The sequence below is a fragment of the Streptomyces sp. SAT1 genome (assembly GCF_001654495.1).
Lineage (GTDB): Bacteria > Actinomycetota > Actinomycetes > Streptomycetales > Streptomycetaceae > Streptomyces > Streptomyces andamanensis.
On record NZ_CP015849.1, the window covers coordinates 857,159 to 878,672 of the forward strand.

Here is a 21,514-nt window from a genome sequence, read left to right on the forward strand (position 1 = left end):
CCCGGCGGCCCGTTCGCCGTCCGCGGGCCAGGCACGCCAGGGCGCGCGGTCAGGCGGCCCCGGCCGGCAGCAGGCGGCGCACCGTGTCCTCCAGGCGGGGCAGCGCCCGCTGGCCCGCCAGGGCCAGGGCGATGGCGGCGGCGACCCCGGCCCAGGCGGCCGGGCCCAGCGGGGTGCAGCCGAAGAGATGGCTGACGCCCGGCGTCTGCACCACGGCGACGAGGGCGGCGGCCGAGCCGACGGACGTGAGCCGCACCAGCGGACTGTCCCGGCGGTCCAGCAGGGTCTGGGCGAGCTGGGTGCCGACCACGCCGCACAGGGCCATGGTGCCGGAACGGCGGGCCGTGCCCGGGGTGAACCGCCCGATCAGCCAGGCGGTGAGCGCGCCCAGGCAGGTCGTCAGCGCCCGGTGGCGGATCTGCCGGACGAGCGGTCCTCCGAGCACCCCGCCGGCCGCGTCCTCGGGCGAGGCGGCCCGCGCCGCCCCGGCGTCGCCCTTCGGGGTCACCGCCACCGCCATCGCCGGGAACAGGTCGGTGAACAGGTTCACCATGAGCATCTGCCGGGTGGACAGGGGCGCACGGCCGGACACCAGCGTGCCGAGGATGCCGAAGCCGACCTCGCCCGCGTTGCCGCCGATCAGGATGGCGATGGCGTCGGCGACGCTGTGCCACAGGGCCCGGCCCTCGCCGATCGCGTGGATCAGGACGGTGAGGTCGTCGGCGGTGAGGACGATGTCGGCGGCGTTGCGCGCGGCGGCCGAGCCCCGGGCGTTGATGCCCACCCCGATGTCGGCGGCCCGGATCGCCGCCGCGTCGTTGGCGCCGTCGCCCACCATGCCCACGACCCGGCCGGCGTCCCGCAGCGCCTCCACCACCTGGAGCTTCTGTTCCGGCGCCACCCGGGCCACCACGCCCGCGTCGCGCAGCATCTTGGCGCGGGCGGAGCGGTCGGCGGCGGCCAGTTCGTCGCCGGTGACCACGACCGTGTCCTGCGGCCAGCCCAGCTCGGTGGCGATGGCGCGGGCGGTCTGCGGGTGGTCCCCGGTGAGCATGACCGGGCGTACGCCCTCTTCGTACAGGCCGCTCACCAGGGCGGTGGAGGTCTCGCGCGGCACGTCCGACAGCGCGAGCAGACCGGCGAACTCCAGGTCGCCCGGCGGCCGTTCCAGTACGTCCGTCTCCTGCTCGTCCTCGGCGAGGCGCCGCCGGGCGACCGCGAGCACCCGCAGCCCGTCGCCGGCCAGCGTCTGCGCCGCGCCGAAGGCGTGCGCGGGCAGCCCCGCGCAGGCGGGCAGGACCGTCTCCGGGGCGCCCTTGACGACGAGCGTACGCGGGCCGTCCCCGGTCCGGCCGACGGCCGCCGCGTAGCCGCGCCCGGCCTCGAAGTCGAGTCCTTCGAGCTGGTTCCAGTCCGGGTCGGGTCCGGCCGCGTCGAGGACCGCCTCGTCGGTGGCGTGCACCGGCCGTCCCGAGCCGCCGTTGCCGCGCGGGCAGGCGCGGGCCGCCACGCGCACCGTGGCGGCGCAGGCCGCGTCGCCCACCGGGTGGATCCCGCCGTCCGAGTCGCCGACGCGCACCAGCCGCAGGCGGTTCTCGGTGAGCGTGCCCGTCTTGTCGAAGCAGAGGGTGTCCATCCGGCCGAGCGCCTCAAGGGTGCGCGGGGTGCGCACCAGCACGCCGTACCGGCTGAGCCGGCGGGCCGCGGCGAGCTGCGCGACGGTGGCCACCAGGGGCAGCCCCTCGGGGACGGCGGCCACGGCGACGGCCACACCGCCGCTGACCGCTTCCCGCACCGGGGTGCCGCGCAGCAGCGCGAGGCCGGTCACCGCGGCTCCGCCGGTCAGCGTCAGCGGCAGCGCCTCGCGGGTGAGTTCCTGGAGCCGGGCCTGCACACCGGCCGCGGGCGGGGTGCGGGCGGCGAGGTGCACGGCGCGGGCGGCCTCGGTGCGCTCACCGGTGTCCACCACCACCGCGCGGGCCTGGCCCGCCACCACCGTCGTGCCCTCGAAGACCATGCAGAGCCGGTCGGAGACGACGGCGTGCGGAGTCGGCGCGAGCTGCTTCTGCACCGGCAGCGACTCGCCGGTCAGCGCGGACTCGTCGACCTCCAGGCCCTCTTCCCACAGCAGCCGGGCGTCGGCCGGCACCACGTCATCCGCCATGAGTTCGATGACGTCGCCCGGCCGCAGCTTGCCCGCCTCGACGGTGCGGGTGCCGCCGGCCGGTGCCTCGTCGGGCGGCGGCGCGAGCCGTGCCTTGCGCTTCTGGTCGGCGAGCAGCCCCGACAGGGCCCGTCCGGCGCGCAGCCGCTGGACGCCGCCGACCAGGGCGTTCAGGTCGAGGGCGCCGACCACCAGCAGCGCGTCCATCACGGAGCCGAGGATGGCGGAGGCCGCCGAGCCGACCGCGAGGACGGGGGTGAGCGGGTCGCGCAGCTCGCCGCGTACGGCCCGGCCCAGTTCGAACGTCCAGCGGGCCGGGGCGAGCGCGGGATGCCGTACGGCGCCGCCCGCCGCGCCGCGCACCCCGCCGGCCGCCCGTGCCAGCGGGCCCGGTTCGGCCCGGTCCTCGTGCTCCAGCCGCTCCCTGGCCTCGTCCGAACCCAGCTCGTGCCAGTGCACGCGCGCGCGGGGACGCGGGGCGCGGGCGAGCGCCACGCCGAGGGCGGCCCGCGTCCCGGAGAACAGGGCGGCGGCGGCGCTCAGGTCGACCGGCGCGTGCCGCAGACCGGGCAGCACGGACAGCCGCCCCCTGCGGCGGCGCGACTCGCCGACGGCGACGAGGAGACCGGACAGCGCGGCGCCGGAGCGGGCCAGGGTCTGCGCCCGGTGGCCCACCGTGCGCGCGACGGGGACCGCGCTCAGCAGCCGCCAGACGTCGCACAGCCCGTGCAGGGCCAGCACGTCGGCGCCCCAGACGACGGCACCGCCCTGGTCGGTGAGGGCCACGGCGACATCGCTGCCGCCGAGACCGGCCAGGACGTCCTGGTCGTCGGCGGACGCGGCACGGGCGACCGTGATCACCACGCCCGCGTCCTCCTCGGCGCGCAGCCCGTACACCACGTCGTCCAGGGGCCGCCGGGCGTCCACCACCTGGTCCGCGAGCGGGGTGACGTCCTCCAGGGCCGGATCGTCCATGACGATCACCCGGAGTCCGGCGCGGCGGGCGGCGTCCAGCACGGGTTCGGCCCAGGCGTCGGCGTCGCCCCGCGCGGTGCGCAGCGCGCTCGGGTGCAGGACGACGGTGCCCGCCATCTCCAGCGTCCGCAGCCGCTCCGGGTCGCGGACCAGGACACCGGTCCTGGCCAGCGCCGTGCCGAGCACGGCGTGGAACGCGGCGGGGCCGTAGCGCGCGGCCTTGGGGGAACCGGCGAGGGCCGCCTCGGCGGCCTCGGCGCCGTCGTGCTTGACCAGCAGGGTCACGGCCGCGCCCACCAGGCTGCCCGCCGAGGCGTGCCGGGCGTACTCCTGGGCGGGCGACTCCCTCAGCGGCGGGCGGGACGCGGGGGCGAGGGCGGCGCCGGCCCGGCCGGGCGAGCACAGTTCGTCGTGCACCGTGTCGAAGGCGGCGGCGCGTGCCACGGTCTCGATGAGCTGGCAGGCGCGCAGCGCGCCGTCGAGCAGCAGCGCGGTGGGCGTCTGTCCGGCCCCGTGGACGGCGGCGTTCGCGCAGGCCAGCAGGAAGTCCGTGCGGGCGGGGCCCAGCCGGGCCCGCAGCCAGGCACGTGCCCAGGGGTTCTCCCGCAGCAGCGTCACCGCGGCGGTCGCCAGGCGGGGCGAGGGCGGCAGCCGCAGTACGGAGGCGGTGACGCCCGCCGCGATGCCGAGCGCGTCGGCGGCCAGTGTCGCGGCGGCGGCCCGTACTCCGGCGGGGTCGGCCGGGTGCGCCGGTTCCTCGGGGTCGCCGCCCTGGAGGACCAGTCCGTGCCGGGCGGCGAGATCGGCCGCCCGGTCCACGACCTGTTCGGCCGCCTCGTCCTCCGTCATGGTGACGACCAGCCGCGCCAGGCCCTGGTCCCAGTACGCGAAGAGCACGTCGGGTCGCTCGGCCAGGGCGGCGGCCACCCGGCGCGCCAGATGCTCCCTGCCGCCGGCCCGCCGCACCTGTTCGGGGTCGGCGGCGCGCAGCGCCAGATGGGCGCGTGCGCCGGAGCGCCAGTGGCCGCGTGCGCCGGGCAACGCGTTGCGGGCGACGCGCACGACCCGTGCCGCCGAATCCGCGCCGCGCACGCCCGCGCGCGCGGTTCCCGCCAGTGCTCCGGCGGCCGCCCCGATCGCCGGGGCGGCCGCCCGCGCGGACGCCTGGGCCAGCAGGGCGGGCGCCTTCGGCAGCAGCCGTACGGCGGCCGAGGGAGCCGTGAGCAGAGCGAGCATCGTGTGCCTTCGCGCCGTCAGAGGGTGGTGCGGCCGGGCCGCGCCGTCGGACCGAGCCGGCCGGCGGAGGCGGCCTTCCCCTTGGCCTGCTTGCCCGCGGCGGCTTCGGCGGGGGTGGCCTTCGTGGCTTTGGCGCTCTTGGCGGCCTTCACGGCCTTGACCGCCTTCGCCGCCTTGACCGCCTTCGCCGTCTTGGCGGCCTTCGGCGTCTTGGCGGCCTTCGCGGACCGGGCGGCCGGGGACTCCGCCGTCGTGGTCCCGGAGGCCGTCGCCTTGCGGGCGGCGGTGGTCGCCCTGCGGGTGGCCGTGTTGCCCGCCGAGGACTTGCTCGCGGCGGGACGGGCGGCGCCCGCCCGGCCGGAGGCGGTGCGGCCCGTGGCGGCCGCGGCCTTCGGGGGCTCGGGCGCGGCGGTCTTCGCCGCGGGCGCTTCGGCGGCCGGTGTCCTGGCCGTGGTCGTCCCGGCCTTCACCGTCCTGGTGGCGGACGTCCCGCTCGCGGACTTCCCGGCCTTGGTCTCGGGCGCTTCGGTAGCCGCCTTCTTCGCGGCCGTCCTGGCAGCAGTCGTCCTGGCCGCCGCCGCGCGGCCGGAGCCCACGTTGACGGCGGACGCGGCCGTGGCCGATGCCTTGGCGGTCGTGCTCTTCACCAGCGAGGACCTGCTCGGGCCCCGGCCCCCGGCGGCCTCCGGCTCCCCCGAGGACGACGGCGGCCGGTCGTCGGGGTGCCTGCGCGGTGTGCGGCGGGCCGTGGCGCGGGCGGCCCGCGTGCCGGCGGAGCCCGCTGCGGCACGCCGCGCGCCGGGCGCGTGGTCCCCTGCGGTGCCGGGCTGTCCGGTGTGCTCCGGCCGGGGCCGGGTGAGCCAGGCGACCGCGGCGCCGGTGACCGCCACCGGCCACTCCACCACACCGGCGACGCCGAGCACTCCGGCTCCCGTGTAGACCGCGAACCGCCGTCCCTTCGGCGACACGGCGCCGATCCTGCGCAGCGTGCCCTGCGCGGCCCTGCCCAGGGTCCCGGCGCCGGGCACCTTGCCCAGCAGCGAGGTGGCGCCGTGCACGGGCAGCATGAGGACCGACGACTTCTGCTCAGCCATGACTCTCCTCGCCTGCGTGAGATCCCGTCCGTGCCCGCCGGGTGCCCACGACCGTGCCGGCCACCCGCCCTACTCAGGGAACTCCAGGGCCCGCGCAGGCGCCACCGGGACCGGGCCACAGGGGTCCTCAGGAAGCCGCAGGGCCTTCAGGAGGACGGGCGGCGGAGAAGCCGGCGGCGAAGGAGAGGAGACGGTGCCGGAGGGAGGAGACGGTGCCGGAGGGAGGAGGCGGAGCAGGAGGGAGGAGGCGGAGCAGGGTCACCGCCCGGTGCCGCCCAGCACCTCCTCGGTCAGTTCCCGCTGCCGTCGCGTGTAGACGGCGCGCAGTTCCGGACCCGGCCAGTGCGCGGGCAGCAGCGCGGCGGGCAGGACGGGATCGTCCAGCAGATGCCGTACGACGGCCGCCAGGGCGGTGAAGCGGTCGGCCGGGCGGTCCGCTTCCGCCACATGGGCGAGCAGCGCGCGGGCGGTGGCCGCCCAGGCGTCGAGCGGCCACAGGCCGGCGGCCAGGCCGCAGGCGTCCTCCTCGGGCCGGGCGGTGAAGCGCCGGACCACGCCGTCGAGGTCGCCGGACCAGGGGCGGCGCAGGTTGGCGGGCCGCAGCCATACGCCCTCGCGCAGTTCGGCGAGGCGGAGGGCGGTCAGCCGGGCGCGGAGTTCGGCGCGTTCGGCCGGTCCGCGGCCGGTCGCGGTCACGACGGCCGTCTCCCATGTGCCGTCCCAGGAACGGGTCAGCGGATGCACGGCCGCGTCCTGGCGCCGCTGGCGTTCCAGCAGCCGGTCGCTGAGACGGTGCACGCCGTCCGCGCGCCGCAGATCACCGGCCGCCACCATCCGGCTGAGCGCGGCGCGCAGGGTCGATCCGCCGACGCCGAAGGGCTCGACGGCCCGCACGAGGTCCTTCACCGGCAGCTCGGGCGGGTGGGTGCCCAGCAGGAGGCTCAGGACGACGGACCGCGCGGAGAGCGGACGCAGGTCGAGCGGGGCGGGCTCCTGGGAGGCGTTCATGGTCACGTACTGTACGGACCACCCATGTTGCACTATTGCTGCGGCTGAACGAATAGTGCAACACTGCGCTATGGCCTCGACACTCGCACACGCAGCGAACACCCGGACGACACCGCCGACACCGCTGGCATCCCCGACAGCTCCGACAGCTCCGACAGCTCCGACAGCTCCGACAGCTCCGACAGCTCCGACGCCCCCGGCTTCCGGCCCGTACGCGACCCACGACGTGACGAACCAGCCCCCTCCCCTGGCCCCCTACGACGCGTCGGACGACGTGGCGCTGCTGGAGGGGCTGCACCGGGAGGGCGCCGGATGGGCCGAGGAGGACGTACGGCGGCTCGGGGCGCGGGCCGGAAGCGTCCAGGCGCAGGAGTGGGCCGAGCTCGCCAACCGCCACGAGCCGGAGCTGCGCACCCACGACCGCTACGGGAACCGGGTCGACGAGGTCGACTTCCACCCGGCCTGGCACCACCTGATCGGGACCGCGGTCGCCGAGGGCCTGGCGGGCGCGCCCTGGGCGGACGACCGGCCCGGCGCCCATGTGGCGCGCACGGCGGGCGGGCTGGTGTGGGGGCACACCGACGCCGGACACGGCTGTCCGACGTCGATGACGTACGCCGCCGTACCCGCCCTGCGGGCCCAGCCCGAACTGGCCGCGGTCTACGAACCGCTGCTGACCGGCCGGGTCTACGAGCCGGGCCTGCGGGCGCCGGCCGGCAAGGCGGGTCTGCTGGCCGGGATGGGCATGACCGAGAAGCAGGGCGGCTCGGACGTGCGCACGAACACGACGACGGCCGTGCCGACCGCCGAGCCCGGCGTGTACACGCTGCGCGGGCACAAGTGGTTCACCTCGGCTCCCATGTGCGACCTCTTCCTGGTGCTCGCGCAGGCGCCGGGCGGTCTGACCTGTTTCCTGGTGCCGCGCGTCCTGCCGGACGGCACCCGCAACGCCTTCCGGATCCAGCGGCTCAAGGACAAGCTGGGCAACCGGTCCAACGCGTCGTGCGAACCGGAGTTCGACGGGACGGTGGCCTGGGTGGTCGGCCCCGAGGGGCGGGGCGTCCGGACGATCATCGAGATGGTCAACTGCACCCGTCTGGACTGCGTGATGATGTCGGCGGCCCTGATGCGCAAGACCCTCGTGGAGGCCGGTCACCACACCCGGCACCGCAGGGCCTTCGGCGCACTGCTCGCCGATCAGCCGCTGATGCGCAATGTGCTGGCCGACCTGGCGCTGGAGTCGGAGGCCGCGACGACGCTCACGCTGCGGCTCGCGGGCGCCGCGGACCGGGCGGTGCGGGGCGGCCCGCGGGCTCCGGAGGAGGCCGCGTTCCGGCGCATCGCCACCGCCGTCGGCAAGTACTGGGTCACCAAGCGGGGCCCGGCCTTCACCGCGGAGGCCCTGGAGTGCCTGGGCGGCAACGGCTACGTCGAGGAGTCCGGCATGCCCCGGCACTACCGGGAGGCGCCGCTGCTGTCGATCTGGGAGGGCTCAGGGAACGTCAACGCGCTCGACGTGCTGCGGACCCTGGAGCGCGAACCCGGCGCCGCCGACGCGCTGTTCGCCGAGCTCGCCCTCGCCCGTGGCGCCGACGCCCGGCTGGACGCGGCCGTGACCCGGCTGCGGCAGGGGCTCGGCGAGGCGTCCCCGGTGGGCGCGCGCCGACTGGTGGAGCTGATGGCGCTGACCCTCCAGGCGTCCCTGCTGGTCCGGCACGCCCCGGCCGCGCTCGCCGACGCGTTCTGCGCCACGCGGCTGGGCGGGGACTGGGGCCACTCCTTCGGCACCCTGCCGGACACCGCCGGCCTCGACGCGGTCCTGGGACGGGCACTGCCGGACTTCGGGTGAGCCGCTGATCGCGCGTGCCGCGACCGCCGCGCGGCTCCGGCACCGCGCGGCGCGCGCTTCCGCCCCGCTCCCCCGCCACGCCCCCGTTCCCCCGCCACATCGCCCTGCCTCGTCACACCGGCCCGTGGCGGACCAGGCCGGTGTGACCTGCGGTGACGTCGCCGCGGAGGTGACTGTCAGTGGTGGGGTGCAGACTGGCCGGTGCCTGGGACGAAGGCGTTTTGGGCCGATGTGTCACGGAGGTGACCGGCATGACCGAGGTACTGCTCGCGGTGGGCACCCGCAAGGGCCTGTTCATCGGGCGACGGCGGGGTGGCTCCTGGGAGTTCGACGACCGCCCCCACTTCAACGCGCAGGCGGTGTACGCGGTCGCCGTGGACACCAGGGGCGCGGCCCCGCGGCTGCTGGCCGCCGGGGACAGCGCGCACTGGGGGCCGTCCGTCTTCCACTCCGACGACCTGGGCCGCAACTGGACCGAGCCGGACCGGCCCGCGGTGCGGTTCCCGCGGGACACCGGCGCGTCGCTGGAGCGGGTGTGGCAACTGCACCCGGCCGCCGCGGAACCGGACGTGGTGTACGCGGGCACGGAACCGGCCGCGCTGTACCGCTCCGAGGACCGCGGCGAGAGCTTCGCGCTGGTCCGGCCGCTGTGGGAGCATCCCACCCGCTCCCGCTGGGTGCCCGGCGGTGGCGGTGAGGGCCTGCACACCGTGGTCACGGACCGGCGCGACCCGAAGGCCGTCACGGTCGCCGTCTCCACCGCCGGGGTGTTCCGCACGGCCGACGGCGGAGCGAGCTGGGCGCCGGCCAACTCCGGGGTGTCCGCCGTGTTCCTGCCGGATCCCGATCCCGAGTTCGGCCAGTGCGTCCACAAGGTCGCCCAGGACCCGGTCGACCCGGACCGGCTCTACCTCCAGAACCACTGGGGCGTGTACCGCAGCGACGACGGCGGCGGGCACTGGACGGACATCGGCGAGGGCCTGCCCTCCACCTTCGGCTTCGCGGCGGCCGCCCACCCGCACCGCGGCGGCACGGCGTATGTGTTCCCGATCAACGCGGACGCGGACCGGGTGCCCGCCGGACACCGCTGCCGGGTGTTCCGCACGGCGGACGCCGGGCGGAGCTGGGAGCCGCTCTCGGCCGGGCTGCCGCAGCGGGACCACTACGGGACCGTGCTGCGCGACGCGCTGTGCACCGACGACGCCGACCCGGCGGGCGTGTACTTCGGCAACCGCAACGGCGAGGTGTACGCGTCGGCCGACGACGGCGACAGCTGGGAGCAACTGGCCTCGCACCTGCCGGACGTGCTGTGCGTCCGCGCGGCGGTGATCGGCTGAGGCGCGGGGTGAGGCGAGGCGAGCGGGGGTGTGCGGTGCGGGCCGTGTCCAAAGGTGAGGGGCTCCTCTCCCCCGATGCTGCTGACGTGCCGGAGGCAGCTGGCTACCCTGCGGCCATGCGCCTTTGGGTGACACCCCGTCAACGCCTCCGTCTGGACACCCTGATCGCGCTCGCGCTGCTGGGGGTCACCCTCGGGTTCGCCCTCGGGTACCGGCCGGCGGGCTGGCCGCCCTTCGACGCCCGCGCGATCGCCCTGACCTCGGCCGTCCATCTGCCGCTCGCGGTGCGCCGGGTCGCTCCGTGGCCGGTGCTGTGCGCCACCTGCGCCGGTCTCGTGCTGTACACGGCGCTCGGCTACCAGCCGTCGGTCAACGTGTGGTCGCCGATGCTGGCGTTCTTCACGATCGCCTCGGCTCAGCCGACCCGCCGTACCGCGCTCTCGGCGGTGCCGGTCGCCGCCGTCTGGGTGTACAACGCGCTGGCCTCCCACGCGATGTCGCCCCTGGTGGCCGTGGGGCAGACGCTGGTGGTGCTGCTGCTCGCCTGGGGCTTCGGCATGAACCTGCGCCGGCTGGAGAAGCAGAACACCGAGCTGGACCGGCTGACCGCGCGGCTGCGCGCCGAGGAGGGGGCCCGCGCCCGGCACGCGGTGACGGAGGAGCGGCTGCGCATCGCCCGCGAGCTGCACGACGTGGTCGCCCACCATCTGTCGGTCGTCTCGGTGCAGAGCGGTCTGGCCCGGTACGTCTTCGACACGGACGCCGCCAGGGCACGCGCCGCGCTGTGCGTCATCGAGGACACCGCGCGCGAGACGCTGGAGGAGATGCGCGGCCTGCTCCAGGTGCTGCGGGTCGGTCCGGACGGCACCGAGGCCGTGTCCGGGCCGCCCACCGGAGACGACGCGGGCCTCGCCCGGCTGGGCGAGCTGACCGCCCGGACGGTCGCGGCGGGCCTCGTCGTGGAGACCGAGGTCTCCGGCACGCCTCGGCCGCTCGCCCCGGGGGCCGACCTGTGCGCCTACCGCATCGTCCAGGAAGCCCTGACCAACACGCTCAAGCACGCCGGTGCGCACGCCCGGGTCCGCATATCGCTGGCCTACGAGGCCCAGTTGCTGTCCGTCACGGTGTCCGACGACGGAGGAGACCGGACGCAGGACCCACCGGCCGCGACCGGGGACGACGGCCCGGTTCCGGCCCCGGTCCCGGTCGGTGCCGCCGGGCACGGCGCGGCGGGAGCGGCCGGCAGAGGGGCCGGTGGGCGCAAAGGACCGGTGGGACGCGCCGCGCGAACCGGCCGGCGCACCCCGGAATCCGCCCGCTCCGCAGGAAGTACCGCGATAGGCGGGGTGGCGGAGGCCGCGGTCCGGGGGGCCGGGCACGGGTTGGTCGGCATGTACGAGCGGGTGCGGCTCTATGGCGGGAGCTTCCGCGCCGGGCCCGGTCCCGGTCCCGCGGGGGGTGCGGAGGGTTTCGAGGTGGCGTTCACCTTGCCGGTTCCGTACCGCCCGGAGCGGGACGACGGCCCGGACACGGTGCCCTCCGCGAGGGCCGCCGGGCCGGACACGGTGCCCTCCGCGAGGGCCGCCGGGCCGGAACGCGTCGAACAGGTCGAACAGGTGGGGGGAAGCGGCGATGACCGCGCCTGTGCCCGTCGCCGCTGACGTGGCGGCCTGTCCTCGGCGACCGGGTGCGGCGGCCACGGACGAGTGCAGCGGGGCTCGGACGCGTACGGGACCTTGTCAGGAGCGCCCCGGTCCGGGGCGGGCCGCGCCCGGTGCCGACGCCGGTGCCCGGGGTGCCCCGGTGGACGGCGGGCCGCCCCGGACCGGGACGGCCCCCTTGGGCTCAGGGCAGTCGCCAGTCCACCGGCTGCGCGCCCTGCTGCGCGAGCAGGTCGTTGGCCCTGCTGAACGGACGCGAGCCGAAGAACCCCCGGTCCGCCGACATCGGCGAGGGATGGGCGGACTCGATCGCCGGGAGGTCCCCGAGCAGCGGTCGCAGATTGCGCGCGTCGCGGCCCCACAGGATCGACACCAGCGGCTTGCCCCGGGCCGCCAGTGCCCGGATGGCCTGCTCGGTGACCTCTTCCCAGCCCTTGCCCCGGTGCGCGGCGGGCTTGCGCGGCGCGGTCGTCAGCGCCCGGTTGAGCAGCAGCACGCCCTGCCGGGTCCACGGCGTGAGGTCCCCGTTGGACGGCCTGGGCAGGCCCAGGTCGGTGTGCAGCTCCCGGAAGATGTTCTCCAGGCTGCCCGGCAGCGAGCGCACCTCGGGCGAGACCGCGAAGCTCAGCCCGATGGCCATGCCCGGTGTGGGATAGGGGTCCTGGCCGACGATCAGGACGCGGACGTCGTCGAACGGCTGCTGGAAGGCCCGCAGGACGTTCGCTCCGGCGGGCAGATAGGTCCGGCCGGCCGCTATCTCCGCCCGGAGGAAGTTCCCCATGGAGGCGATGCGTTCGGCCACGGGGTCGAGGGCCTTCGCCCAGCCCGCTTCGACGAGTTCATGCAACGGTCGTGGTGCCACGGCGCGTCACTCTACTGGCACGCGCCGGTGCCCCGCACCGGGACCTCCTGCGGTGCGCCTGCGGTGCGCGGCCTGCGGCGCTACCCTTCCGTCTCGTCCGTCCCGTCGACATCCGGCGGGGTCCGCGTACGCCCGTCGAGGCCGTGCGGGCCCCCGGTGGAGGAGGCACGCCCGATGCGCCCAGTGGTCAGGCCGCGCTGCCCGGTCCGTCCCGTCCGGAGGCGGCGGTGACGGCCCGGAAGGACACGGGCGCGGCCGGCTTCCTCGCCGTGGACTCCGGCGGCTCCGGTCTCCGGGTCACCGTGGGGGTGCCCGGCCGCGGACCGCTGGCGCAGCGCGAGTCCCGGGAACCCGTGCGCACCGGCGCCGGGGGGATCGATCCCGGGCATCTGCTGGCGCAGCTCGCACCGCTCGCGCGGGACCTGGCCGCGGAGGCCGGGCTCGGGCGGCTGGAGACGGCCGTCGTGGGGGCGGCCGGGTTCGCCACACTGGGCGACGCGCTGCGCGCCGAACTGCCCGGCGCGTTCGCCCGGGAGTTCGGGGCGCGCAGGGTCGCGCTCGCGGCCGACGCGGTCACCGCGTACGTCGGTGCCCTGGGGGCGCGGCCGGGCGCCGTCGTCGCCGCCGGTACCGGTCTGATCGCGGTCGGGACCGATCTGAGCGGCTGGCGCCGCGCGGACGGCTGGGGTCATCTGCTGGGCGACTGCGGCAGCGGGGCGTGGATCGGCCGGGCCGGCCTTGAGGCCGCGCTGCGCGCCCACGACGGACGGGACGGCGGCTCGGCCGCCCTGCGCGCCCGCGCCGAGGAGAGGTTCGGCCCGCTGTCCCGATTGCCCGGCATGCTCTATCCGCGCACCGACCGCGCCGCCGTCCTGGCCTCCTTCGCTCCCGAGGTGGCCGCCTGCGCCCCGGACGATCCGGTCGCGGCCGGGGTGCTGCGGGCGGCGGCACGGCACATGGCCGAGTCGGCCGCCGCGGTCTGCCCGGCCTCGGGTGCCCCGTCGATCGCACTCACCGGCGGCCTGTTCAAGATGGGCGAGCCTCTTCTCGGGCCGCTGGGCGAGGAGTTGGCCGCACGGCTGCCGCACGCGCGGCGCGTGGCCGCGGACGGGGATCCGCTGCACGGCGCGGTGCGGATCGCGGCCGATCTGGCCGGGGGCGCGCTGACCCTTCCGGCGGACGGGACGATGTTGTACGTCCCTCGGGAATGCCTCTGAAACCGGGACCCGGTCGCCCCCAACCAGTACATGTCCGTCCTGTGCCGGACAAGTGCCCCTACGTCCTGGGCGAGTTGTCGTGTGCCGTCCGATTGCACACATCGATCAATTCCGATCGGCTTGTCACTCAAGCGACAAAACCGGACGGAAACCGCTCACCCGCCCCCTCCCCGAACAGGGGGAGCCCGAAAGCCAGTAACATGCGGCGCCATGAGCTCCCCCACTGGGCCCGCCGGCCTGCCTGTACGAATGCCGCGCCCCCGCCAGCCCGGACGGCACCGCCGACCCGAACCGCTGGCGGCTCCCGAGGGCGCGCCCGCGCTCGTCCTCGCGGTGCCGGGCACGCCCGGTGCCGCCACGCGCAGCCTCGCCGAGGAGGTCGTGAGCATCGCCCGCTCCGAGCTTCCCGGTCTGGACGCCCTGATCGGGTTTCTCGACGGGGACGACGCGGAGTTCCCGACGGTCCAGTCCGTGCTCGCGCGCGCGGCCGACGAGCGGACGGCCCGCTACGAGCAGGCGCTCGCCGCCGGTGGGGAGGCCGCCGAGCCCGACGGTCCGGTCGCGGTCGTGGTGCCGCTGCTCGCCGGTCCGGACAACGCCCTGCTGCGCCGGCTGCGCCAGGCCGTCATGGAGAGCCGGGTCGCCGCCGAGCTGACCGACGTGCTCGGCCCGCACCCGCTGCTCGCCGAGGCCCTGCACGTGCGCCTGTCGGAAGCGGGTCTGGCCCGCGCCGACCGCGCCCGGCTGTTCACCGTGGCGACGGCCGCCGATGGCATCATCCTCGCGTCGGTCGGCGGCGAGGAGGCCGTGCAGGCGGCCGGGATCACCGGCATGCTGCTCGCGGCACGGCTCGCCGTGCCGGTGATGGCCGCCGCCCTCGACCAGGAGGGTTCGATCGCGGGCGTCGCCGAGCAGCTGCGTTCCTCCGGTTCCCAGCAGCTCGCGCTGGCGCCGTACCTGGTCGGCCCGGAGATCGACGCCGAGCTGGTCGAGGCCGCCGCCAAGGAGGCCGACTGCCCGGCCGCCGAGGCGCTCGGCGCGTACCCGGCGATCGGCAAGCTGGCCCTGGCCAAGTACACGACGGCACTGGGCATCGCCCCGCAGCAGGCGCAGGGCGCCCCGGTCCGCTGACGTGCGCGCCGGCGCGCGCCGGTCGTACGCCGCGCCTGCCGCGCACGGTGCGTGCGCCTGCCGCGGGGGGTGCCGTACGGCTGCCGCACAACTGCCGCGAAGGGCCCGCCCCCGGATGTCCGGGAGCGGGCCCTTCGTCGTGTCGCCGCGGGCCCGGGGCGGTGCCGCGGGTGAGTGGTGCGGTCAGCCGAGGACCACGCAGGACGCGGCCGCGACCTTGATGGCACCGGCCCGTTCCGGGCGGCCGGTGAGCGGGTCCACGGCGAACCAGGTGACATCCCCGGAGCGCTCGTTGGCGACGTACAGGCAACCGTCGGACCAGGTGAGGGCTCGGGGCCAGTGGCCGCCGCACGGGACGGTGCCGACCGGTTCGAGCCGCGCGCCGTCCGCCTCGACGGCGAACACCGACAGGACGTCCTCGCCGCGTGTGGCGGTCCACACGAACCGGCCGTCGGGGGAGACCACGATGCCCGACGGGTAGGCGTCGCCCGCGGGGGCGGCGGGCAGCACCGGGGTCTCCGCCAGCGGCTTGAGCGAGCCCGTCTCCGCGTCCCACCGGCAGGCGGTGACGGTCGGGGTCAGCTCGTTGACGACGTAGGCGTGCCGGCCGTCCGGGTGGAAGGCCAGGTGGCGGGGGCCGGAGCCGGGGCGGAGCGCGATCTCGCGGTGCAGGGTGAGGCCGCCGTCCGCCAGGGTGCACACCCGCACCGAGTCCGTGCCGAGGTCGACGCTCACGGCCCACCGGCCGCTCGGGTCGGGCTGCACCTGGTGGGCGTGCGGGCCGCGCTGGCGGCGCTCGTGCGGCCCGGAGCCGGTGTGCGCCAGCACGTCGGACACGCTCGGGGCGAGGCTCCCGTCCGCGCGCACCGGTACGGCGCTGACGCTGCCCGAGTCGTAGTTGGCCGTCAGGACGTGCCCGTCGGCCAGGCTGAGGTGGGTGGGGCCGCTGCCGCCGACGCGGACCGGCGGGCCGAGGAGTTCGACCGTCTCGCCCTTCACCCGGTACGCGGCCACCGCGCCCTCGGTGGTCTCGCTGACCGCGTAGAGCGTGCCGCCGTCCGCCGACAGCGCGAGGTAGGAGGGGTCCAGCACGCCGTCCACGCTGCTCAGCGGGGTGAGCGCGCCGCCTTCGGTGACGGCGGCCGTGACCACGCCGGGGCCTCCCGCCGCCGTGAACGACCCGATGAACGCCCGCTGCCGCCTGCCGCCCTCGTCTGCCACCGCTGTCCCCTCTCCGTCGACCCGTTTCGGGGTGACGGTAGCAGCCGATCAAGAACGGTCTAGACCATGGTGGCGGCGAGTGTTCCGGTGGCGGCGCGCCCCTCCGGGCGCACGCCGGGCGGGACGGCCGTGCACCTGGGGCGCGAGGGGCCACGGCGCAGGCGCGGGAGTGTACGTCGGCTCGGAGCGCCCGTCCCCGGGGCGGTTCGCGCGTCAGGCGCCGACCAGCGGCGAGCCGGACGGCGCGCGCAGCGGGGCGGCCAGTTCGGCGAGGGCCCGCTCCAGGCCGTGCAGGTGGGCGAGTGCGGGCACCTCAGCGGCGGGGTGGGCGGTGCCGGCGGCGGTGAGGGACGTACCGCCGCCGTCGGTGAGCCCCTCGACGGCGGCCTCCACCCGCCAGCAGGCGGCGGCCAGCCGCGCGTCGTGCGAGGCCACGGGATCGGCGGCCACCGCGACCAGGCCGCGGACCTCGCGGGCGCAGTCGTCCAGCAGGGCGAGCACCTGGCGGGCGCGGCGCTTGCGGCCGAGCATCGGGTTCAGCGGGTGCACGAGCGGGGCGACGGAGAGCCGTACCCGGCCCAGCAGGTGTTCCAATTCGGCCACCCGGGGCGCCGGGTCGGCGTCGGTGGCACCCGCGAGCCGGGCGGCGGCCTCGGCGGTGCAGGTGTGCACGCAGCGCAGGGCGCGCTGGATCCAGGCGCCGGTGACGGCGTGGGTGCTGACCGGCAGCACGAACAGCACGGCGAGCCAGGCACCGAGCGCGCCGACCGCCGTCTCCCCCAGCCGCAGGGAGAGCAGCCCTGGGGTGAGGACGCCGAGCAGGCCGTAGAGCGAGGTGGCGAGGAGGGTGACCCAGAGCATCATCCAGGTGTAGGACACGGCGGCGGTGTAGAAGATGCCGAAGACGCTGACGGCGACGAGCACGGCGGTGGGCAGCGCGGCTCCGTGCAGCGGGGCGACGAGGAAGGCGCACAGGCCGATGCCGAGCACCGTGCCGAGGACCCGGCGGAAGCCGCGGACCAGCGTCTCGCCGCGTGAGGCGGTGTTCACGAACACCCACCAGGTGGCGCCGACCGCCCAGTACCAGCGCTGCCCGGACACCAGCTGGCCGACGACAAGCGCGAACCCGGCGCCGGCGGTCGCCTGGACCGCCTGCCGGGTGGTCACCCGGGCGAGGCCGGTGCCGTCCGGGGGCAGCGGCGGGGCGGCCGGGGAGCTGCGGCGCTCGTAGCACCACAGCCCGAAGCGCACCCCGGCGGCGGTGAGCACGGACAGCACGAGGGCGGTGGACAGCTCGGGCAGCTGCCCGGTCGTGGCATGCAGGAACTGGGCCACGAAGAAGGTCATGAACGCGAAGACACCCAGGCTGTGGCCGCGCGGCCCCCAGCGGCGCGCGTAGACACCGGCGCCGACCAGGGCCAAGAAGGTGAGGTCCCGGGCCACCGGGAGGCCGTGCAGCGCCGCGGCGGCGGCCAGGACGGGGACGCCGACGACGGGCAGCAGCACGGTGGTGACCGCCTGGCCGCGGACCGTGGGGTCGGTGACGGTGAACAGGGCGAGCAGCGCGGCGAGCCCGCCGGTCACGGCGCCGTGCAGGGAGTGTCCGGCCAGCCCGCACACGGCGGTCGCCAGGCCGATCCCGAGGACGGCACGGGACGCGAACCGCAGCCGCGCCCGTCCGGGATCCGGAGCCGCGAACACCCTCTTGAGCACTGATGACCGCCCCTCGGCAGACGTGTGGACCCGGCACGGCACGACGGGCGTGCCGGGACCGGCATGAAAAAGGCGCCGCGGGGATCCGCAGCGCCATCGACCCGTCCATCAGAGCATCCTCGGGGGCTCTGGCTCAAGTGGCTCCGGAATGACTGGGCCATTGGCACAGCGGGGGCTCGGACAACAGCCCTGGCGACAGGCCAATGGACGGGCGTGCCTGGCTCACCGGCCGGGGGCGGGAGTGGGCCATTGGTACAGTCGGGTCGAACGACGCCTTCCCAGGGAGACCGGCGCCGCCATGGCCGTGGACGAACTCGACACCCGCATCCTGCGGCTGCTCCTGGAGCAGCCGCGCACCAGCGTGCGCGAGTACGCGCGCGTCCTCGGCATCGCCCGGGGCACGCTCCAGGCCCGGCTGGACCGTCTGGAGCGCGACGGTGTGATCACCGGGACGGGCCCGTCCCTCTCCCCCGCCGCGCTCGGCCACCCGGTGCTGGCGTTCGTGCACATCGAGGTCACCCAGGGGCACCTGGACGACGTGGGGGACGCGCTGGCCGGGGTGCCGGAGATCGTGGAGGCGTTCTCCATCACCGGCGGCGGCGATCTGCTCACCCGGGTCGTGGCGCGCGACAACGCCCACCTGGAGGACGTGATCCAGAAGCTGATCAGCCTGCCGGGCGTGGTCCGCACCCGTACCGAGGTGGCCCTGCGCGAGCGCGTCCCGCACCGGCTGCTGCCGCTGGTGGAGTCGATCGGGCGTGCGTCCGGGAAGTGAACCGGGCAGCACCTGCCTGCGGCCCCGGATCCGGACCTGGTCCCGGCCCCGGACCTGTCCCTGGCTCTGGGCCGGATGTGACCGGATCTGTCCCTGGCTCTGGGCCGGATGTGGATCTGGCCCTGGACTTCGGGAGGCTAGGAGCTGCGGCGCGGCCGGCCCCGCTTGGCGCCCCTGGCTCCGCCCTGGGCGCCCTTGGCGCCGCGCGCCCCGCCGGTGCGGCCGGAGCCGCCTCGGCTCTGGGCCGTCCTGCCGGTGCCGCCCGCGCCCGCACCCTTGCCCGCCGACCTGCCCGGGGCCTTGCCCGAGCCCTTGCCGGGAGCGGCCTTGCGGCCGGTCCCCGTGTCCTGCCCGCGCCCGGTCCCGGCCTGCGCCTCGGGCCGGCTGCGGCCGCGGGTGCTGTTGGCCGTCCGGCCGCGCACGATCCCGATGAAGTCGTCGACCAGGTCGGTGGTCGCCTCCTCGGGCCACACCAGCGCGACGCCCGACTGCGGGGCGTCGGCGACGGTCCGGTAGGTCAGGTCCCTGCGGTGGTGCAGCCGGGCCAGCGACTGCGGCACGATCAGCACTCCCACACCGGCCGCGACCAGTTCCACGGCGTCCTCGGTGGTCGCGGGGCGCTCGAAGGCGGGCTCGCCGGGGGGCCGCTCCCAGCCGAGGACGTCGTCCTGGGGGTGCAGGACGACCTCGTCGGCCAGGTCGGCGAGGGACACCTCGTCCGCCGCCGTCACCAGGTGGTCCTTGGGGACGACGACCACGGTGGTCTCGGTGTAGAGGGGGATCGCGCTGAAGACCGTACGGTCGACGGGCAGGCGTACGACGCCCGCGTCCGCGCGGCCCTCGCCGAGCACCGCGGACGCGTCGGCGGCCGGTACCTGGACGAGGGCGAGGGGGACGTCGGGCAGGCGCTCGTTCCAGATCCGCACCCACTTGGCGGGCGTCACCCCGGGGACGTACGCGAGCCGGAACGTGGGGGATGTCTCCGAGCCTGTCACCCGGCCAGGTTACCCGGCCGGGTCACCCGGCGTGGTCGGGACCCGGCCCCGCCGGTGGATAGTCTGGACACCATGAAGTCGCACCAGAGCACCCAGACGATGAAGCCCGCCACCGCGGCGAAGAAGCTGGGTGTGTACCTGCCCGCCACGCCCGCCGAGTTCCAGGAGGGCGTCGTCTCGCGCGCCGAGCTGGACCAGCTCCAGGCCGATCCGCCCGAGTGGCTGCGCGAGCTGCGGCGCGACGGCCCGCACCCCCGTCCGGTGGTCGCGGCCAGGCTGGGTGTCTCCATCGCGGGCCTGGCGCGCGGCGGGGTCACCGAGGCGCTCACCACCGAGCAGATCGAGGCCCTGAAGCAGGAGGGGCCCGAGTGGCTGGAGAAGGAGCGCGCCACCCAGGCCGAGGTCCGCAAGGAGGCGGCGCGGCTGAAGAAGCGGAACGCCGAGCGGGCCGGGGAGGGTGACTCCCCGGACGCCTGACGCGGGGGCGGCCCGGCCGCCTCGGTACGTCGCACAGGTGGTTCGTCCCACGCTTCCGCGCGCTCCCGTGCGCCCCCCGTGCACAGCGGAGGGCGGTCGGCGCACGCGTTGAACTGGGCAGGACATGGTTCGAGCGCCAAGCCCTGAAAGACCGCCCCATTTTTGTGTGCCGACTGAGGCAGGTGGTATTCGATGAGCGGTGCGTCAACCGGTGCCGTATCCACGACCGACCGATCCGAACGGTCCTGGACCGTGGGTACTGCGCCGGGCATATTCCCTTTCTTGAGCCACGGTATCGCCTTGTTCCGCCGTCCGCTGGATTTTCTCAACTCTCTGCCGCGGCGCGGGGACATCGTCCGGATCCGGCTGGGCCCGGTGCCCGCCTGGATCGTGTGCCATCCGGAGCTGGTCCACCGAATGCTCGTGGACACCCGGACGTTCGACAAGGGCGGCTCCCAGTACGACCGGCTCCGGACCCTGATGGGGGACGGCCTGGTCACCAGCCGCCAGGAGACCCACCGCAGACAGCGGCGGCTGCTGCAACCGCGGTTCCACGCCACGCGCGTGGCCGCGTACACGGAGCTGATGGGCGCCGAGGCCGCGGCGCTGTGCGACACCTGGCGGCCGGGACGGCGCGTCGACGTGAGCGCGACGACGATGGCCCTCACGACCCGCGTCACCAGCCGGGTCCTGCTCTCGGACACGCTCGACGAGGCCGCGGCCGCCGAGCTGAGGGAGTGTCTGTCCACCGTGGTGCGCGGGCTGTTCGTCCGTACGGTGGTGCCGCTGGACGCGCCCTTCCGGGTGCCCCTGCCCGCCAACCGCCGCTACCGGGACGCTCTCGAACGCCTGCACGGCCTGATCGACGCGGCCGTCGCACGGCGGCGCGCCCAGGCACCGCGGGACGATCTGCTGGGCACCCTGCTGGCCGCCGAGCGCGGGCAGGACGGGCCCGCGATCACCGGGCAGGAGGTGCACGACCATCTCATCACCCTGCTGCTCACCGGGGTGGAGACCACCGCTCTCCTCCTGGCCTCCCTCTTCAGCCTGCTGGCCCGGCATCCGGAGGCCGAACGCCGGGTGCACGAGGAGGTCGACACGGTACTGGGCGGGCGCGCGCCGACCGCCGCCGAACTGCCGCTGCTGGTGCACACCGGCAACGTCGTGACCGAGACGCTGCGGCACTCCCCGCCCGGCTGGCTGTTCACCCGGGTCACCACCGAGGAGACCGAGCTGGGCGGCTGCCGGATCCCCCGGGGCGCCACCGTCCTCTACAGCCCGTATCTGCTGCACCACGATCCCGCGTCGTTCCCCGAGCCGGAGCGGTTCCTGCCGGACCGCTGGCTGCCGGGGCGGACGGCGGCCGTGCCGCACGGCGCGATGCTGCCCTTCGCCGCGGGCAACCGCAAGTGCATCGGCGACGCGCTCGCGGTGGCGGAGGCCACGGTGGCGGTCGCGACGATCGCCGGCCGGCTGCGGCTGCGCCATCCGCCGGGACCGGTGGCGCCCCTGCGCCCGGCCGTGACGCTGGGCCCCCGGTCGCTGGTGATGACCTGCGAACCGCGGCCGGTCCGCGCGGGCCCGTCCCGGCCGGGCGCGCCGCAGCCGGGCGCGGGCCGGACCTGCCCGGCGGCGCCCGGACCGGCGCCGCTCCGACCGGCCTCCGCCGAACCGCCGCCGCTCCGACCGGCCTCCGCCGGACCGACGTCCCCCGAACCGGCACCGCCCGGACCGAGCGGGACCCCTCCGCGCTCGGTCCGCCAGCAGGACCACTCCGACCCGAAGGGCAGGTGACCGAG

General features: G+C 76.2%; 15 protein-coding genes. 8 read left to right on the forward strand and 7 right to left on the reverse strand.

The window, feature by feature from the left end:
• Positions 1 to 49 precede the first annotated feature (49 nt).
• The 3 genes from A8713_RS03675 to A8713_RS03685 all read right to left on the reverse strand — a co-directional run bounded on the left by A8713_RS03675 (position 50) and on the right by A8713_RS03685 (position 6,477).
• Complete coding sequence (locus A8713_RS03675) at positions 50 to 4,375, reverse strand: cation-translocating P-type ATPase (RefSeq protein ID WP_064531392.1); 4,326 nt, start codon at positions 4,373 to 4,375, stop codon at positions 50 to 52.
• Between the two features lie 17 nt (positions 4,376 to 4,392).
• Positions 4,393 to 5,469 (reverse strand): hypothetical protein, encoded by a 1,077-nt coding sequence (locus A8713_RS34795; RefSeq protein ID WP_335743740.1) that lies wholly within the window; start codon positions 5,467 to 5,469, stop codon positions 4,393 to 4,395.
• Between the two features lie 258 nt (positions 5,470 to 5,727).
• Positions 5,728 to 6,477: a PaaX family transcriptional regulator C-terminal domain-containing protein gene (locus A8713_RS03685; RefSeq protein ID WP_064531393.1), complete on the reverse strand. Its 750-nt coding sequence runs from the start codon at positions 6,475 to 6,477 to the stop codon at positions 5,728 to 5,730.
• A 70-nt stretch (positions 6,478 to 6,547) separates the two neighbouring features.
• On the opposite strand from A8713_RS03685, the gene A8713_RS03690 reads away from it, so the two are divergent.
• The 3 genes from A8713_RS03690 (at position 6,548) to A8713_RS03700 (ending at position 11,324) form a co-directional block, all read left to right on the forward strand.
• The gene (locus A8713_RS03690) at positions 6,548 to 8,326 is read left to right on the forward strand and encodes an acyl-CoA dehydrogenase family protein (RefSeq protein ID WP_443069697.1); all 1,779 of its coding nucleotides are present in this window, start codon (positions 6,548 to 6,550) and stop codon (positions 8,324 to 8,326) included.
• Between the two features lie 179 nt (positions 8,327 to 8,505).
• Positions 8,506 to 9,663 carry a WD40/YVTN/BNR-like repeat-containing protein gene (locus A8713_RS03695; RefSeq protein ID WP_079158825.1) on the forward strand — a complete coding sequence of 386 codons (1,158 nt, stop codon included), beginning with the start codon at positions 8,506 to 8,508 and terminating at the stop codon, positions 9,661 to 9,663.
• 116 nt (positions 9,664 to 9,779) lie between these two features.
• Entirely contained in the window at positions 9,780 to 11,324 is a 1,545-nt protein-coding gene (locus A8713_RS03700; RefSeq protein WP_079158826.1) for a sensor histidine kinase, read from the forward strand.
• A 184-nt stretch (positions 11,325 to 11,508) separates the two neighbouring features.
• Here the strand turns inward: A8713_RS03700 and A8713_RS03705 are convergent, their stop codons facing one another.
• Entirely contained in the window at positions 11,509 to 12,186 is a 678-nt protein-coding gene (locus A8713_RS03705) for a uracil-DNA glycosylase (protein ID WP_064531397.1), read from the reverse strand.
• 227 nt (positions 12,187 to 12,413) lie between these two features.
• Here A8713_RS03705 and A8713_RS03710 point away from each other — a divergent pair, with 227 nt between their 5' ends.
• A complete protein-coding gene (locus A8713_RS03710) occupies positions 12,414 to 13,403 on the forward strand; it encodes an N-acetylglucosamine kinase (RefSeq protein ID WP_064531398.1) in 990 nt (329 codons plus the stop codon).
• Positions 13,404 to 13,613: 210 nt separating this feature from the next.
• Positions 13,614 to 14,534, forward strand: a complete 921-nt coding sequence (locus A8713_RS03715; RefSeq protein WP_107440579.1) for a sirohydrochlorin chelatase — start codon at positions 13,614 to 13,616, stop codon at positions 14,532 to 14,534.
• Positions 14,535 to 14,717: 183 nt separating this feature from the next.
• On the opposite strand, the gene A8713_RS03720 is transcribed toward A8713_RS03715, so the two are convergent.
• A complete protein-coding gene (locus A8713_RS03720; protein WP_064531400.1) occupies positions 14,718 to 15,755 on the reverse strand; it encodes a lactonase family protein in 1,038 nt (345 codons plus the stop codon).
• Between the two features lie 213 nt (positions 15,756 to 15,968).
• On the reverse strand, positions 15,969 to 17,468 hold the full coding sequence (locus A8713_RS03725) for an FUSC family protein (protein ID WP_064531401.1): 1,500 nt from the start codon (positions 17,466 to 17,468) through the stop codon (positions 15,969 to 15,971).
• A 298-nt stretch (positions 17,469 to 17,766) separates the two neighbouring features.
• On the opposite strand from A8713_RS03725, the gene A8713_RS03730 reads away from it, so the two are divergent.
• Positions 17,767 to 18,243, forward strand: coding sequence for an Lrp/AsnC family transcriptional regulator (locus A8713_RS03730; RefSeq protein ID WP_064531402.1), 477 nt, complete (start codon positions 17,767 to 17,769; stop codon positions 18,241 to 18,243).
• A 137-nt stretch (positions 18,244 to 18,380) separates the two neighbouring features.
• Here A8713_RS03730 and A8713_RS03735 read toward each other — a convergent pair whose 3' ends face one another.
• Complete coding sequence (locus A8713_RS03735; RefSeq protein ID WP_064531403.1) at positions 18,381 to 19,238, reverse strand: LysR family substrate-binding domain-containing protein; 858 nt, start codon at positions 19,236 to 19,238, stop codon at positions 18,381 to 18,383.
• Positions 19,239 to 19,310: 72 nt separating this feature from the next.
• On the opposite strand from A8713_RS03735, the gene A8713_RS03740 reads away from it, so the two are divergent.
• Entirely contained in the window at positions 19,311 to 19,715 is a 405-nt protein-coding gene (locus A8713_RS03740; protein ID WP_064531404.1) for a DUF5997 family protein, read from the forward strand.
• Positions 19,716 to 19,997: 282 nt separating this feature from the next.
• Complete coding sequence (locus A8713_RS03745; RefSeq protein WP_237305299.1) at positions 19,998 to 21,509, forward strand: cytochrome P450; 1,512 nt, start codon at positions 19,998 to 20,000, stop codon at positions 21,507 to 21,509.
• Positions 21,510 to 21,514 lie beyond the last annotated feature (5 nt).